Raw genomic sequence first — 15906 nt, 5'->3', positions numbered from 1 at the left:
CCGCGCCCCGGGCGAGGTGCCTGGGGCGCGGATCCGCGAGATGAACCCTATGGACGAATCAACCGATGTTGGCCGACAGGTCGGGAATCATGCGGTTGACCTGGTCCTCCCAGTTCTTCCAGTTGTGGACTCCCGTGGCGGGGTAGTCGTAGTGGACGTTGCCTGCGCCGATGGTGGCCATCCGGACCTCGAACGCACGGGTGTTGGCCAGTGCCAATGCCTCCAACGGAACGGCCTGCACGATTCCGAGTGCGTCGTTGACGTCTCCGTTACCGGGGAGCGCGCTGCCGGAGGAGACCCACAGGCGGGTGTTGTGGTCCTTCAGGCTTTGTGCGAACACGAAGGGGTCCATCCGCAGCCACTGCGGACCCCACGGCGGTGCCAGTGCGTCGATGTTGAAGCCGCCTGCCGAGATCATCGCCACGCGGAGTGCCTCACGCATTCCGGGTGCCGACATGTTGAGGAAGCCGGAGTACGAGCCCGCGAAGCTGAACTGCTGCGGGTAGTACGCGGCCAGGGTCAGCGCGGCGCTGCCACCCATCGACAGGCCGAACACGCCGTTGCGGTGGGAGCTGAAGCCGAGCTCCGAGCGCAGCGCGGACGGGAGTTGCCTGGTGAGGAACGTCTCCCACTTGTAGGTGTTCCGCTTTCCCGCCACATCGGTCGGGGCGGCGGACGACCCCACGGCCGACGAACCCGCCGAGCCCGTCGATCCCTCACCCGAACCGGTATCCGGTCCGAAGGTGCTCGGCGCGTTCCAGTCCGCGTAGAAGCTCGACTGACCGCCGACCGGCATCACGACGTTGATGTTCCATCTGGTCAGCGCGCGTGCGACGTCGGTCTCGATCTCCCAACCGTTCAGGTCGTCCCGCGCCCGCATGCCGTCGAGCGCATAAACCACCCGGCCGGTGTTGCCGTCCGCTGCGCGGAAGACGCGCGACTTGATCGGGCCCATGTCGGAATCGACCCAGAAGTCGAAACCACTCGGGTTGAACGCTGCCGAGGCGGTGCCAACGGGACCTGCTACCGACACCCCGAGCGGTAGCACGATCGCCAATGACACCAGCATTGCGCGTTTGAGCCTCGAGACGGCCCTCCCACCCCTGAGACGTCTGACTCGCATTCTGTTATGGCCTTTCGTCGGTGCGGCCATGCACGGCCGCCGTTCACGGGCACTCTGCACCATAACGCTGTAACGGCGGCGAGACCCAGCGAAACGGGCGCGGCGCGGGAAAGTTCCCGCACCGCGCCCGTTTCGTGACGTGTGCCGCCTGGTCTAGACGCTCGCGACGCCCGGCGCCAGGAAGCGCTTGCCGTTCACGGCCTCCGAGGTGCCGGTCCGGTCCAGGTACGGCGTGATGCCGCCGTTCCAGAAGCCGAAGCCGCCACCGAGGATCAGGCAGAGGTCGATGTCCTCGGCCGCCGCGACGACACCCTCGTCGAGCATGATCGCGATCTCCTCGGCGAACGCGCGACGCGTGCGCTCGAGGACCTCTTCGGCGGTGGAGGCCTTGTCACCCTGGGGCCACAGCGCGGCGACCTCGGGGTCGACGACCTGGCCGTTCTCGCCGTAGGTCCACACGCCGGGCTTGCGGGCCTCGACGAGCGCCTCGAGTCCGGGCGAGCTCGTGAACCGCTCGGGGTACGCGGTCTGCAGGGTCTCGCCGGTGTGCAGCGCGACCGCCGGACCGACGAGGGCCAGCAGGGTGAACGGGCTCATCGGCATGCCCAGCTCGCCGACCGCGTTGTCCGCGACGTCGAATGGGGTGCCCTCGTCCACCGCGGTCATGACCTCACCGAGGGTGCGGGTGACGAGGCGGTTGAAGACGAACCCGGCCTTGTCGCCGCACAGCACGGCCGACTTCTTCAGCGTCTTGGCGGTGGCGAAAGCCGTTGCCAGCGTCGCGTCGTCGGTCTTGGCGCCCTTGATGATCTCGAGCAGGGGCAGCACCGCGACGGGGTTGAAGAAGTGGAAGCCGACGACCCGCTCGGGGTGCTTGAGGTCGGCCGCCATGTCGGTGATCGACAGCGACGAGGTGTTGGTCGCGAGGATCGTCTCGGGGGCGATGAAGTCCTCGAGCTCGGCGAAGATCTTCTTCTTCAGGTCGAGGTTCTCGAAGACCGCCTCGATGACGAAGTCGGTCTTGGCGAACGCCGACTTGTCCAGCGAGCCGGAGACCAGTGCCTTGAGGCGGTTGGCGGCGTCGGCGGACAGCCGGCCCTTGCCCTGCAGCTTGTCGATCTCGGTGTGGACGTAGCCGACGCCCTTGTCGATGCGCTCCTGGTCGATGTCGGTGAGGATCACCGGCACCTTGAGCTGGCGCACGAACAGCAGCGCGAGCTGGCTGGCCATCAGGCCGGCACCGATGATGCCGACGCCGGTCACCTTGCGCGCCAACGACTTGTCCGGCGCGCCCGCGGGACGCTTCGCCCGCTTGTTCACCAGGTCGAAGGCGTAGAGGCCGGCGCGCAGCTCGTCGGCCATCAGCAGGTCGGCGAGCGCCTCGTCCTCGGCCGCGAAGCCGGCGTCCAGCGAGGCCGGATCGGTGAGGTCGGTGGTGCGGGCCAGCTCGAGCAGCTCGATGGCCCGGACCGCGCCAGGGGCGTTGTTCTTCGTCTTGCCTGCGACGAGGGCCTTCGCGCGGGCGATGGCGTCGTCCCAGCCCTGACCGCGGTCGATCTCCGGGCGGGCCGGGGTGATCTCGCCCGCGAGGACCTGCGCGGCCCAGCCGAGGGACTGCTCGATGAAGTCGGCCGAACCGAACACCGCGTCGACGACGCCGAGCTCGAGGGCCTTCTTCGGGTTGATGACCCGGCCGTTGTTGAGCGGGTTCTCGATGACGAGGGTGACCGCCTTGTCGGCGCCGATCAGGTTCGGCAGCAGCTGCGTGCCGCCCCACCCGGGGACCAGGCCGAGCATGGTCTCGGGCAGGCCGAGCGCGCCCGCGCTCTCGGATGCGGTGCGGTAGTGGCTGTGCAGCGCGACCTCGAGGCCGCCGCCGAGCGCGACGCCGTTGACGAAGGCGAAGGTCGGGACGGTGGACTCACGCAGGCGACGGAACACCTTGTGGCCCAGGCGGCCCAGCTCGAGGCCCTGCTCGCGGCTGGTGATGGACGGCACACCCTTGAGGTCCGCGCCCGCGGCGAAGATGAACGGCTTGCCGGTGATGGCGATCGCCGTGGGGTTCGCGGCGAAGGCCTCGTCGAGCGCGGCGTCGAGTGCGGTGAGACCGCCGGGGCCGAAGGACGACGGCTTGGTGTGGTCGAAGCCGTTGTCGAGGGTGATCAGCGCGACCTTGCCCTCGATCCCGGGAACGGACACGAGCTTGGTGAACGCGTTCGTCACGACCTCGTCGGCGAATGCGGTTGCGATTTCAGACATGGTTACTTGGCTCCGTCGAAGTTCGGGTTCTCCCAGATCACGGTTCCGCCCATGCCCAGACCGATGCACATGCTGGTCAGGCCGTAGCGGACGTCGGGACGCTGGGCGAACTGGCGGGAGAGCTGCGTCATCAGACGCACTCCCGAGGAGGCGAGGGGGTGGCCGCAGGCGATGGCGCCGCCCCACTGGTTGACGCGCGGGTCGTCGTCGGCGATGCCGTAGTGCTCGAGGAAGGCGATGACCTGGACGGCGAATGCCTCGTTGAGCTCGAAGAGCCCGATGTCCTCGATCTTCAATCCGGTACGGGCCAGCAGCTTCTCGGTCGCAGGGACCGGTCCGTAGCCCATCACGGCCGGGTCGACGCCCTGGTACGCGAAGCCGACCATGCGCATGCCGATCGGCAGGCCGAGCTCGAGGGCGGTGTCCTCACCCGCGAGGATCGCGGCGGTGGCGCCGTCGTTCAGGCCCGCCGCGTTGCCCGCTGTGATCCGGCCCGCGGGACGGAACGGGGTCTTGAGGCCGGCGAGGTCCTCGACGGTGGTGCCGGGGCGCGGCGGCTCGTCCTCGGTCGCCAGGCCCCAGCCGGCGGCCGAGCGGGTGGCGACGGGCACAAGGGTGTCGGCGATGAAGCCGGCCTTCTTGGCGGCCTCGTACTTGTTCTGGCTGTTCACGGCGTAGGCGTCCGTGCGTTCCTTGGTGATGGTCGGGAACCGGTCGTGCAGGTTCTCGGCGGTGTTGCCCATCACCAGCGCGCTCTGATCGACAAGGCGGTCGGCCAGGAAGCGCGGGTTGGGGTCGGCGCCCTCGCCCATCGGGTGACGGCCCATGTGCTCGACACCGCCGGCGATGACGACGTCGTACTGGCCGAAGCCGATGCCGGACGCGGTGGTGGTGACGGCGGTCATCGCGCCCGCGCACATGCGGTCGATGGCGAAGCCGGGCACGGTCTCCGGCAGGCCGGCGAGGATTCCGGCGGTGCGGCCGATGGTCAGGCCCTGATCGCCGGTCTGCGTGGTCGCGGCGATGGCGACCTCGTCGATGCGGGCGGGGTCGAGCTGCGGGTTGCGGCGGAGCAGTTCGCGGATGGCCTTGACGACGAGGTCGTCGGCACGGGTCTCCGCGTACATGCCCTTCGGTCCGGCCTTGCCGAACGGGGTACGGATGCCGTCGACGAAGACGACGCTGCGCTGTGATGCGGGAGCAGCCACGCTGGATTCCTCCTGGCTGGAGTGGACGAACGGCCGGACACGACGTCCGGCCCGTCCACTCTAGCGCGTATTACTCACCAGTAACATGGGTGGGTGCCGTGCGCAGTGCCTCCGCGAGCAGGGGGGCGGTCAGCTCGCGCTGCCACGGCCTGGCACCGCCCGACGCCAGTGTCTCGTCGATCTCGGCGGTCACCTGTGTGAGGTCTCCGGGATGACCGGCGGGATCGAAATCCCAGCACAGGCGCCGGACGAGCTCGGGGGTGAGCAGGTTCTCCACCGGGACCTTCACCCGCTCCGAGAGTTCGGTGATGGCCGCGCGGGCCGCCGTCAGCCGTTCCGCGGCCTCGGGATTGCGGCGTGACCAGCGGTTGACCGGCGGCGGACCGGTGAACGGCTGCGTCACAGGGGGGAGATCCTCGGGTGAGAGCGCCCTGGCCCGATCGAGTGCCTGCATCCACAGCGCCGAGGACCGGCGCTGACGCGGTCCGCCGAACACCGGCAAGGACCGCAGCGCATCGACCGTCCTGGGGTCGGCGGTCGCCGCCGCGACGATCGCCGAGTCGGGCAGGACCCGCCCCGGCGCGACGTCACGCTTACGTGCCAACTCGTCCCGCGCGGTCCACAGCTCGCGCACCGCGGCCAGCTGGCGCGGCGACTTGAGGGAGTGGATCTGCGACGTGCGCCGCCAGCGGTCGGGCTTGGGCTTCGGCGGGCCCGCGAGCCGCACGTGCTCGAATTCCTGCGCGGCCCAGTCGGTCTTGCCCTGCGACTCCAGGTCCTCGGCGACGGCGTCGCGCAATTCCAGGAGCACCTCGACGTCGAGTGCCGCGTAGTTCAGCCAGGTTTCGGGCAGCGGGCGGTTGGACCAGTCGTCGGCCCCGTGACCCTTCTTCAGTTCGAACCCGAGCTTGCGTTCGACGATCGCGGCCAGGCCGACCCGCTCGTAACCGGCCAGCCGGCCCGCGAGCTCGGTGTCGTAGAGGGCGGCGGGCCGCATCCCGAGCTCGTCCAGCCCAGGGAGATCCTGATCGGCCGAGTGCAGCACCCATTCGAGCGGGTTGATCAGCTCGGCGAGCGGGGCCAGTTCGCCCGCGATCGGGATGGGATCGACCAGGACGGTGCCCGCGCCTGCCCGCCGGAACTGCAGCAGGTAGGCGCGGTTCGAGTACCGGAAGCCGGACGCGCGCTCGGCGTCGACCGCGAGCGGGCCGGTGCCCCCGGCGAGTCGGTCCACGGCCGCGGAAAGCAACCGGGTCGAGTCGACGAGCTCGGGGAGCCCGCCTGCGGGGGTCAGGAGCGGCACGGCGGTGCGCTCGGGGGCCTGGTCACTGACATCGGACATGAACAATGACCTTACGGCGCGCACGCCGCCGCTTCAGCAGACGCCGGGTGCGCGTCACGTCCGGGCGGACGTGGCCTTGCGCTTGCGGGTCTTGGCGCGGGCGGCCTTGACCATTTCGTCGAGGGCGGGCCCGAAGGCGTCGGCCAGGTCCCACAGCTCGGGGGCGAGCTCCGGGCAGGACATCAGGCCGACGTTCAGCCTGCCGTCGAGGGACATCACCGTGGCGTTGAGTCCGGCGCCGTGGAAGATCGGTCCGAGCGGGAACATGGCCACGATGCGTGCGCCGAGGAGATACAGCGGGACCGGCGGACCCGGGACGTTGGAGACCACCAGGTTGTGCACCACGGGATGGCGCTCGGCCAGCTTGAGCGAGGAGTAGACCCGCATCGCAGGGCCGAAGGCCGCGGGCGCGGCGAACTGCGACCAGTCCTGGAGCAGGCTGGCGCCGAGCGAGGCGTTGTGCGACTTCACCATGGTGTTGTGCGCGTTGGCCTCGGTGAGCCGGGTGACGGGGTCGCCGATCTGAGTGCCCAGCTGGGTGAACATCCCCGAGATCTGATTGGTCCCCGGTCGATCGGAGGTCTCGTGCACCGAGACCGGGACCATCGCGACCAGTGAGGTGTCGGGCAGCTCGTCGCGGTCGGAGAGGTAGCGGCGCAGCGCGCCGCCGACCATCGCCAGCACCACGTCGTTGACCTTGACGCCGAAGGCGTCCTTGACCAGCTTGACCTTCGCGAGATCCAGCTGTGCGTAGGCGATATTGCGGTGGCCGGTCAGGGCCCCGTTGAGGGAGGTCCGCGGCGCGGTGAAGGGCGCGGGCATCGCCTCGCCGCGTCGCGCGCGGGTGATCCATTTCGGTAGTAGCGCGATCCCGCTCGGCAGCGCCCTTGCCAGCTTGAGCGGGCGGCTGACGAAACCGACAAGGCCGCTGACGGCGAGATCGAGGGTGTCCGCGTCGCCCGCCGTGCGCTGGTCGGGGTCGACCTCCGGTCGCGGCGCGTCGGGGGACAGTCCGCACAGTTGCGCCATCATGCTCGCCCCGGTCACGCCGTCCACGTTCGCGTGATGCATCTTCGACATGATGGCGACGGTGCCGTCCGCGGAGCCCTCGATCACCCACATCTCCCACAGGGGGATGGTGCGATCCATCTGCTGTCCTGCGATGTGGCCGCACAGGTCGGCGAGCTCCTTGCGGCCGCCGGGGCCGGGTACCGCGATCCGGTGCACGTGCCGGTCGATGTCGAACTCGGGGTCGTCGACCCAGACCGGGTGGTCGAGGTTCAGCACGGAGTCGTGCAGTTTCCTCCGGAAGACGGGCATGCCCTGCGCCCTGGCGGTGAGCTCCGACTTGAACGAATCGAAGTCGTACCCGCCCGGGATCGTCGAGACGTCGAGGACGATCAGCCCGCAGACGTGCAGAAGCTGGGTGGGGGTCTCGAGATAGAGGAACGTTGAATCCAGACCGCTCAGTCTCTCCATGTCCCAACTTTAGAGTCGCTTCTACTATTGAATCGGGTGAACGGAAAAGCCCGATCCTGGCGCAGGGGTGAAAGAGGTCACATGACACGGGGTTTCCTGATCCGGCAGGCGGTCAACGCGGCGCTGACGGCCAACGCGCTGCGGCCCGTCCCCGGCATGTGGGCCTCCGTGCCCGCCTTCCTCGCCGGCTGGCTGACGTCGGAACTGGCGCCGCAGCAACTCGGGGCGACGGTCATCGATGCGGGCGTCCACCTGGCCCGCCACGGCGCGTCCACGCGCAGCGACCGGCTGGGTCTCGCACTCGCGGCCGTGTCCGCGGCCGGGCTGACGGCGGCGATGGTCTCGTCCCGTCGCGCGGGGCAGGAGATGGCTGACGCCCTGCGCGAGATCGGCGTGGACGATCCCGGTGCAGGCAGCCCCATCGACTGGCGCTCGAGCAGCAGGCCGTTCCGGATGCGCCGCGACGACGTCGCGAGGGTCAGCAACCTCGAGTACGCGCCCGGCGGTGCTCGGTTCCGCGTGGACGTCTACCACCACCGGGACCAACCGCCCAACGCTCCGATGCTGCTGCAGATCCACGGCGGCGGCTGGGTGATCGGGAGCAAGGACCATCAGGGCCTGCCGCTGATGGTGGAGCTTGCCTCCCGCGGGTGGGTGTGCGCGGCGGTGAACTATCCGCTCTCGCCGCGCGCCAGCTGGCCAGCCCATCTCATCGCGCTCAAGCAGGCCGTCGCCTGGCTGCGGACGAACGGCGACCAGTACGGCGGCGACCCCGATTTCCTCGCCGTCACGGGCGGCTCGGCCGGCGGGCACCTGGCGGCGATGGTCGCGCTCACCGCCAACGACCCCGGGCTCCAGCCGGGCTTCGAGGACATCGACACCTCGGTGTCGGCCTGTATACCGATGTACGGGGCCTACGACTTCGCCGCGGAGACGGGCATCAAGCAGGTGCGGGCCCGGGTCGAGTCCAGGATCAGCGAGATGGTGCTCGGTAAGGGCGCGCGATTCCCCGAGGACTATCTGGCGGCGTCGCCGCTGGCGAAGGTGCGCGCCGATGCGCCGCCGTTCCTCGTCGTGCACGGGACGCACGACTCGTTGCTGCCGGTGACGGAGGCCAGGGAGTTCGTGGCGAGGCTGCGGGCGGTCTCGACCAGCCCGGTCGCCTACGCGGAACTGCGCGGCGCGCAGCACGCCTTCGACATCTTCCACTCGATTCGGAGCGACCAGGTGATCCGCGCTATCGCGGCGTTCCTCGAGTCGGTCCGGGCGGGCAGGGCCGAGCTCAACCCTTCGACGGACTCCCGAGCTGGGTGACGCCGACCGGCGGCAAACCGGCGGCGTAGGCCAGCACCTCGCAGAACGCCTCAACGTGGGGGCCGAGTTCGATGGAGGTCGCGGTCCAGGAGGCGCGCAGCTCGAGCTGATGCGCGTGCGGCGGTCCCGCGATGTCGCCGTACCGCACCGAGCTGGTCGCGGTCACGGTGCCGCCGAGCGCGGTCATCGGTTCGCCGCGGGTCTCGAGCGCGTCGACCAGCCAGCTCCAGGCGACCTCCGGCAGCAGCGGGTCCGCGGCGAGATCGGCGTCGAGGTCGGCCTGGATGTAGGCGACCAGGCGCATGGTGCCGTTCCAGGCCTCGTCGCCTTCGGGGTCGTACAGCAGGATCAGCCGTCCGAAGGCGTCACCCTCGGACTGTTCGGCCACGATGTCGGACTCGGGATGCCGGACCTCGGCGCCGAGCGCGTAGCTGTACGGCGCCAACCGCTGAGGCGGCCGGATCGGACCGATCTCGATCTGCGGGTGCACCGCGGCCTTCTGCATCGCAGCTATCGCGCTGCGAAACTGAGCAGGCTCGGCAGGGGATCCCGACGTGGTCACACCGCGGACGTTAGACCTGCCCCGATCGTCGCCGGTGGAGGCGCGCCGGTTCTAGCGGCATCGGCTCCGGGCGCTGCACTCTTCGCGTGTCGGTCTCGCCGGAGGCATCATGAAGAGGTGGACCAGCTGCTCGGGTTTCTCTCGCACTCCTGGTGGCTGCTGTTCGTCTTCGGCGGCAGTATCGGCGGGGCCGTGAAAGCAGTCGGCGCGGCCAACCGGCGCCGCGCCGAGCGGCGACTGGAGCGTTACCGGCTGAAGCAGCAGACCAAGATCGAGATTGCTCGCGCCAAGGCGCAGATCCACACCGACGAGCGGACCCAGCGACGCGAGATCGCCAAGACCGTCGACGAGCACGATCAGACCGATGCGCGCTGGTTCGGCTACGAGATGAGCCTGGTGACGCTGCTCGACTTCCCGATGGTCACGGACATGCGCGAACCGCTGACGGTCGAGTTCCACAAGGCCAAGCGACGCGCGGACCTGCTCCGGCCGGAGGACCCGGAATCGGTGGTCGGCAACCACGAGGCGCAGGTCGAGTACCGCGACGCCGTGCATGGCTACGCGATCGCCTTCGACGTCTGCGAGGCGGAGGCGAAGCGACGGCGTCGCAGCGGATTCACCGCTCGCGAGCAAGAGCGGCTGGTGCGTGCCCAGCGGCTGCTGCGGCTGGCCATGGACGACGGGGCCACCCAGGAAGAGCGGCAGAGCGCGTACGTGAAGGCGCGTAAGGACCTCGACGGGCTGATCGTGCTCCCGGCCGGTGCCCGAGCACAGCTCGAGCACCGGATCGCCGGCCAGATCGGCGCATGAGTCGCCCGGGCCCGTTAGCGATCGGCTGGAGTCGGGTTCCCGGTCGCGGATCTGGCAGCATGACCGGGAAAGGACACTTGGCGGGCGACGAGCGTTGGGACATATGAGCGACCTGGAAGACACGAATGCGGCCATGACCACCGGCGCGCAGTACCCGTACCGGCGGATGCTGCCCCAGGCACCGCTGCTGGCGGCCGCGACCGGGCGGACACCGGCACACCGACCGGTGTGGTTCATGCGGCAGGCAGGCCGGTCGCTGCCCGAGTACCGCGAGATCCGGGCCGGGATCGGGATGCTCGAATCCTGCTTCAATCCCGAGCTGGTCTGCGAGATCACCATGCAGCCGGTCCGCAGGCACGGGGTGGACGCGGCGATCCTGTTCTCCGACATCGTCGTTCCGCTCAAGGCGGCGGGCATCGACCTGGACATCGTGGCAGGCACCGGACCCGTCGTCGCCTCGCCGATCCGCTCGGCGGCCGATGTCACGGCGCTGCCGCGGCTGCGCACCGAGGAGGTCGGCGCGGTCACCGCGGCGATCTCGCTGCTCACCAAGGAACTGGGCGAGACCCCGCTGATCGGGTTCGCGGGGGCGCCGTTCACCCTGGCCTCCTACCTGGTCGAGGGCGGTCCCAGCCGCAACCACGAGCGCACCAAGGCGCTGATGCACTCGGATCCGCAGACCTGGCACGCGCTGCTCGGGTCGCTCGCGGACACCACGATCACCTTCCTCAAGGCGCAGCTGCACGCGGGTGTCGATGCGGTGCAGCTCTTCGATTCCTGGGCCGGTGCGCTCTCCCTCGCCGAGTACCGCCAGTTCGTGCTCCCGCATTCGGAGCGGGTGTTCGCGGAGGTCGCCGAGGCAGGCGTGCCGCGGATCCACTTCGGTGTCGGCACCGGCGAACTGCTCGGCGCCATGGGCGAGGCCGGCGCCGACGTGGTCGGCGTCGACTGGCGGATCCCGCTCGACGAGGCCGCCCGCCGCGTCGGCCCCGGCAAGGCGCTGCAGGGCAACCTCGACCCGGCGGTGCTGTTCGCCGGCTGGAACGCCGTCGAACGCGAGGTCCGCCGGGTGGCGGGCGAGGCCGACCGCGCCCTCGCGGCGGGTGCGATCGGCCACATCTTCAATCTCGGCCACGGGGTGCTCCCGGACACCGATCCGGGCGTGCTGACCGCGGCGGTGGAGCTGGTGCACTCGCTGTGACATCGGTCGCCGTCATCGGTGGGGGCATCTCCGGCCTCGTGGCCGCGTATCGACTGCGGCAGCGGCTCGGGCCCGACGCCGTCATCACGATGGTCGAGGCGTCAGGGCGCGTCGGCGGCAAGTTGCGGACAACGCAGCTGGCGGGAGACGGCGTCGACGTCGGCGCGGAGGCCTTCATCGCCCGGCGGCCCGAGGTGCCCGCGTTGCTCGCCGAACTCGGCCTGTCCGACCAGATGGTCGCCCCGGCCGGGGTGCGCCCGCTGATCTGGTCCGGGGACACGCTGCACCCGCTGCCGGGGGGCACCCTGATGGGCATCCCGGCGGGACCGGAGTCGATGGCGGGACTCGTCGACCAGCAGACGCTGGCCCGGATCGCCGCCGAGCCGGGCGTCCCGCTGGACTGGCTGCCCGGCTCCGACATCGATGTCGCGACCCTGGTCGGCTCCCGCTTCGGCGAGCAGGTGGTGCGTCGCTCGGTTGACCCGCTGCTCGGCGGTGTGTACTCGGGACTGTCGGACTCGATCGGCGTGCGCGCGGCACTACCGACCCTGGCCGCGGCGCTGGACCGCGGCGCCGCCAACCTGTCCGCGGCGGTCGCGCAGGCGCTCCCGGAGCCAAGCCCCGGCCCGGTGTTCGGCGGGCTTCGCGACGGCTACGGCGTGCTGCTCGACGCCCTGACCGAACGAGCGGCCGCGACGGTGCTGCGCGCGGACGCGTCGGGCCTGTCTCGCTCGCTCGACGGGACGGGGTGGTGGATCGATCCGGTCGGCCGGGTCGACGGCGTCGTCCTGGCCGTGCCCGCGCCGTCGCTGGCCGCACTGCTGTCCGAGGTCTCGCCCGCCGCGAGTGCGGCCGCCGCACAGATCCCGCTGGCCTCGTCGGTCGTCGTCGCCCTCGCGCTGGCAGAGGGGACGCCGCTGCCGCAGAACTCCGGCATCCTGGTCGCTACCGGGGAAGCCGTGCGGGCCAAGGCCTTCACGCTGTCCAGCCGCAAATGGCCGCACCTGGCCGAGCGCGGCGGGGCGCTGGTGCGGGCCTCGTTCGGGCGGTTCGGGGACGCGGACATCGTCGACGCCCCCGACACCGAACTCGTCGCGGCCGCCCGCGCGGACCTCGAGACGGTGACCGGTCTTCGGGTCGATCCGGTCGACGCGGTCGTGCAGCGCTGGCACGGTGGGCTGCCCCAGTACGGGCCGGGCCACCTCGACCGCGTGCAGGTCATCGAGGAGTCGATCGGCGCGCTGCCCGGGCTCGCCGTCGCGGGGGCGCTGCTGCACGGCGTCGGCGTGCCCGCCTGCGTGGCGGCGGCGACGACGGCGGCGACCACGGTCGCGGAGCAGATGGCACGATAGAGCCATGGCACGCCTCGATTACGACAAGCTCAACTCCACGCTCCGCTACGCTATGTTCTCGGTGTTCCAGGTGCAGCCGGGAGTCCTCGAAGAGGACCGCACCAAGGCGATCGACGACGCGAAGGCGTTCTTCGATTCCTTCGAGGACACCGACGCGACCGTCCGCGGCGTCTACGACATCGCCGGGATGCGCGCCGATGCGGACTTCCTGATCTGGACGCACGCGGAGAAGTTGGAGGATCTGCAGAAGCTCTACGCCGACTTCCGGCGCACCACCATCCTCGGTCGCGCGAGCGACCCGGTGTGGAGCAACGTCGCGCTGCACCGTCCCGCGGAGTTCAACAAGAGCCACCTGCCCGCCTTCGTCGCGGGTGAGGAGCCGGGCGCCTACATCTGCGTATACCCGTTCGTGCGGTCCTACGAGTGGTACCTGCTCCCGGACGACGAGCGCCGCAAGATGCTCGCCGACCACGGCAAGGCGGGTCGCGGTTACCCGGACGTGCGCGCGAACACCATCCCCGCCTTCGCACTCGGCGACTACGAGTGGATCCTCGCGTTCGAGGCACCCGAGCTCGACCGGATCGTCGACCTGATGCGTGACCTGCGTGCCACCGAGGCGCGGATGCACGTGCGCGAAGAGGTCCCGTTCTTCACGGGCCCCCGGGTGGACGTCGAGAAGCTCATCGCGTCCCTGCCCTGACGGGCTCACGCCCCGATCAACCGCCGCAACTCCGCGAGCGCGTCCCGGTACTGCGGGGTGCGGACGTAGCCGCTGTGGCCGGCGACGGTCGGCAGGTACCCGGACCTGTCGACCTCGTCGGCCCGCACGTCCACTCGGTTCCGCAGTCGTGAGTAGGCCGGGAAACCCAGATGGTCGGTCTTGCGCCACAGGTTGATCCACCGCGGGTGCCCGGGTGTTCCTCGGAGCAGGCCGGTCAGGGTCTCCGCGCGGGGCTGTGTCGGCGGGCCGGCGTCGTCGCCCCGGAACTCGTCGGGCGCGAGTGGACGCGCACCCGATGCAGGCGCGTTCGCGATCGCGTCGGGTCCGAACAGTTCCGGGAAGATGCGGCCGAAGTAGGCGCGCAATTGGGACCCGTAGGTGAGCAGGGCGCCGCGCTCGGCCAGTGCCTCGGATCGTGGGTCCAGTAGCGCCGCGACGGCCAGCACGGACCCCATCGAGTGGGCCGAGAGCACCACCCGGTTCCCGTCGGCCGCGCGGAGCCAGGCGTCGCACCGCGCGACGAGTTCCGGCACCGCCCGCTCCGAGTAGCTCGGCGGGCCGAACGGGTGCGCCGCCCGCGGGACCAGACCCAGCAGATCCCACACGATGCCGAGCGGCCTGCCGCTGCGTGGCCGTAGCGCCAGGGCTCCCACCAGCGCCGCCGCGAGTGCCGCGGCGAACAGCGCGCCCCAGGTGGCGAGGACGTGCAGAGGCGGGGGTTCCTCGTCGGGCTGCCATGGCCGCAGCGGCAGGATCACGCAGGGGAGCAGCGCGAGGAGGGCGAGCGCGGCGAGCACGCCGATCGCTGGTTCGGCGCGATGGGCGGCGTTGGCGAGCCGCTTGGTGGGGACGGTGTCCGGGTCCGCGAGCGCCATCGCGTCCGCGGTCGCCGGGGATGCCGCGGCATCCCCGCTGCGGGCCCGGACGAATGAGGCCCACCGAACGGCGCAGCACCCCACCACCACGAGCACGACCACCAGCACGGCGGCCGAGGCGACCAGCCCGACGCCGAACCAGGCGAAGATCGCCGGGATGCGGATCTCGGTCTGGTCACCCGCCGGGTGGTCCGACACGAGCTCCGCGGCCCCGCTGGAGCTGTTGAGCCAGTTTCCGACGCCGACCACCACGAGGTTCGACAGCAGCATGGCGCCGCCGAGCGCCAACAGCAGGAAGACACCGACGGCCCGGCCCGACCAGGCCTGGAATTCGCTCCCGGGCAACGCGAGTGCGAGCAAGACGAGGAAGACGGCCGCGCCTACGACCACCGCAGGCCCCCGCTGCCCACAGAGGTACGCGACCGCCGCCACGCCGAGCGTGGTCGCCAGCGCGACCGTCCACCACGGCGACATCCGCCGGACCGAGAGTCCCGCCAGCGCCAGCGCCAGCAACACGAGAACGAGGACCGCGGGCACCGCGACCAGGCCGTCGAGCCGCGGCGCCTCCCCACCCGGAGTTTTCGCGGCGTGGGGCCCGAACGCGAGCAACAGCGACTGCGCCACGAAGGCCGCCGCGCTGACCGCGACCACCGCCCAGGTCGCCGCGGGCACGCCCGCCTCCGTGCGCGAGACCGGCACGTCCACACCGCGCTCGCTCGTGAGCACCAGCCGCACCGCACCCGCGACCATCGCCAACACCGCGACGATCGCGATCGCCGAGAACACCCAGCCGAAAGGCTCGTCGCGGGGAGGGGCGAACAGCGCGGACATCGCCACGGTGCCCGCCACTCCGGCGGCGACGTGGATTACCGCGGTCTCGGTGGCATGGCCGCGGTTGTTCCAGAACCCGTGCCGCCGCAGTACCGGTGTGGCATCCGCCGTCTCCGCGGTCTGCTGAGCACCGTCCACGTCGTAGCGGGTGCGCGACCGCGACGAGACAAACCACAGCACCGCCAGCGCGGCGGCGGGCACCAGCAGGGACACCGCCAGTCGCCGTTGCGGGGGCAGATCCGCGACGGCCTGGAACTGCGAGGGCAGGTTCCCGGACCCGTGCTCCAGATACTGCAGCGCGATCAGGTCCGACGAGACCGTCACCACGGCGCTGACGAACAGCAGCGTGAGGCCGAGCCCGAACAGCCGGACCAGGGTGGCGGTCCGGCGCACCTGCGCCGGCGTCGTACAGAGATTCCGCGCCCAGTACGCCAGGTTCGTCAGTCCGTACGGCAGCACCAGGCACCAGGCCGCCCTGATCACCACGGCGAGCACCGCCTGGCCGAGGGGCGCCGTGCCTCCCGGCGTCGTGCGCGCCAGCCCACCCCACGAGTAGGCCTCGCGCCGGATCCCCGGCGGCGTGTATCCGCGCTGCTCGGGGGTGAACTCGGCCGCGGCATCACCGTCGACGGTCCAGAACCCGGCGAGCTGGTCGCCGATCACCCGGTGCACCTGGTCCGCCTGCACGTCGAGCATGTCGTGCGGCGGGGTGTTGCTCACCCCGTGAATGCGAAGTTCCAGGACATGTGGAGCCGGTCCGTCGCCGCGACCCATGAATCAGGCATACACCCAAAACCGGGCGTTCGAGGGTGTTCGGGGCGGCGCCTGC

The 15906-nt window shown here is 70.6% G+C and carries 12 protein-coding genes; 5 read left to right on the top strand and 7 right to left on the bottom strand.

Translation table 11 applies throughout. The features are described from left to right. Window positions 1–58 precede the first annotated feature (58 nt). The 5 genes from FCG67_RS20365 to FCG67_RS20345 form a co-directional block, all read right to left on the bottom strand. The gene (locus FCG67_RS20365) at window positions 59–1069 is read right to left on the bottom strand and encodes an alpha/beta hydrolase (RefSeq protein ID WP_136911483.1); all 1011 of its coding nucleotides are present in this window, start codon (window positions 1067–1069) and stop codon (window positions 59–61) included. A 207-nt stretch (window positions 1070–1276) separates the two neighbouring features. After that, window positions 1277–3382, bottom strand: a complete 2106-nt coding sequence (locus tag FCG67_RS20360; protein WP_136911482.1) for a 3-hydroxyacyl-CoA dehydrogenase NAD-binding domain-containing protein — start codon at window positions 3380–3382, stop codon at window positions 1277–1279. A gap of 2 nt (window positions 3383–3384) precedes the next feature. Further along, complete coding sequence (locus FCG67_RS20355; RefSeq protein ID WP_097211292.1) at window positions 3385–4590, bottom strand: thiolase family protein; 1206 nt, start codon at window positions 4588–4590, stop codon at window positions 3385–3387. Between the two features lie 70 nt (window positions 4591–4660). Next, complete coding sequence (locus tag FCG67_RS20350; RefSeq protein WP_136911481.1) at window positions 4661–5932, bottom strand: HRDC domain-containing protein; 1272 nt, start codon at window positions 5930–5932, stop codon at window positions 4661–4663. 54 nt (window positions 5933–5986) lie between these two features. Then, window positions 5987–7411, bottom strand: a complete 1425-nt coding sequence (locus FCG67_RS20345; protein WP_136911480.1) for a WS/DGAT/MGAT family O-acyltransferase — start codon at window positions 7409–7411, stop codon at window positions 5987–5989. A gap of 81 nt (window positions 7412–7492) precedes the next feature. Here FCG67_RS20345 and FCG67_RS20340 point away from each other — a divergent pair, with 81 nt between their 5' ends. After that, window positions 7493–8725, top strand: a complete 1233-nt coding sequence (locus tag FCG67_RS20340; protein WP_136911479.1) for an alpha/beta hydrolase — start codon at window positions 7493–7495, stop codon at window positions 8723–8725. On the opposite strand, the gene FCG67_RS20335 is transcribed toward FCG67_RS20340, so the two are convergent. Continuing rightward, entirely contained in the window at window positions 8694–9287 is a 594-nt protein-coding gene (locus FCG67_RS20335; protein ID WP_077041436.1) for a DUF3000 domain-containing protein, read from the bottom strand. The genes FCG67_RS20340 and FCG67_RS20335 overlap by 32 nt on opposite strands. Before the next feature lie 117 nt (window positions 9288–9404). Between FCG67_RS20335 and FCG67_RS20330 the strand changes: the two genes are divergently transcribed. From FCG67_RS20330 to hemQ, 4 genes are all read left to right on the top strand, one after another. Further along, window positions 9405–10097, top strand: a complete 693-nt coding sequence (locus tag FCG67_RS20330; protein ID WP_136911478.1) for a hypothetical protein — start codon at window positions 9405–9407, stop codon at window positions 10095–10097. A 103-nt stretch (window positions 10098–10200) separates the two neighbouring features. Next, a complete protein-coding gene (gene hemE / locus FCG67_RS20325) occupies window positions 10201–11298 on the top strand; it encodes a uroporphyrinogen decarboxylase (protein ID WP_425467866.1) in 1098 nt (365 codons plus the stop codon). Continuing rightward, entirely contained in the window at window positions 11295–12650 is a 1356-nt protein-coding gene (locus tag FCG67_RS20320) for a protoporphyrinogen oxidase (protein ID WP_136911477.1), read from the top strand. The genes hemE and FCG67_RS20320 overlap by 4 nt, the downstream gene beginning before the upstream one ends. 4 nt (window positions 12651–12654) lie before the next feature. After that, window positions 12655–13350, top strand: coding sequence for a hydrogen peroxide-dependent heme synthase (gene hemQ, locus FCG67_RS20315; protein ID WP_077041439.1), 696 nt, complete (start codon window positions 12655–12657; stop codon window positions 13348–13350). Window positions 13351–13355: 5 nt separating this feature from the next. On the opposite strand, the gene FCG67_RS20310 is transcribed toward hemQ, so the two are convergent. After that, window positions 13356–15797 carry a hypothetical protein gene (locus tag FCG67_RS20310; protein WP_136911476.1) on the bottom strand — a complete coding sequence of 814 codons (2442 nt, stop codon included), beginning with the start codon at window positions 15795–15797 and terminating at the stop codon, window positions 13356–13358. Window positions 15798–15906: the final 109 nt, after the last annotated feature.

It is taken from the genome of Rhodococcus oryzae, assembly GCF_005049235.1.
Classification (GTDB): domain Bacteria; phylum Actinomycetota; class Actinomycetes; order Mycobacteriales; family Mycobacteriaceae; genus Rhodococcus_G; species Rhodococcus_G oryzae.
Note: the sequence above shows the minus strand (reverse complement) of the source record. Positions and strands in the feature narration are given on the sequence as shown.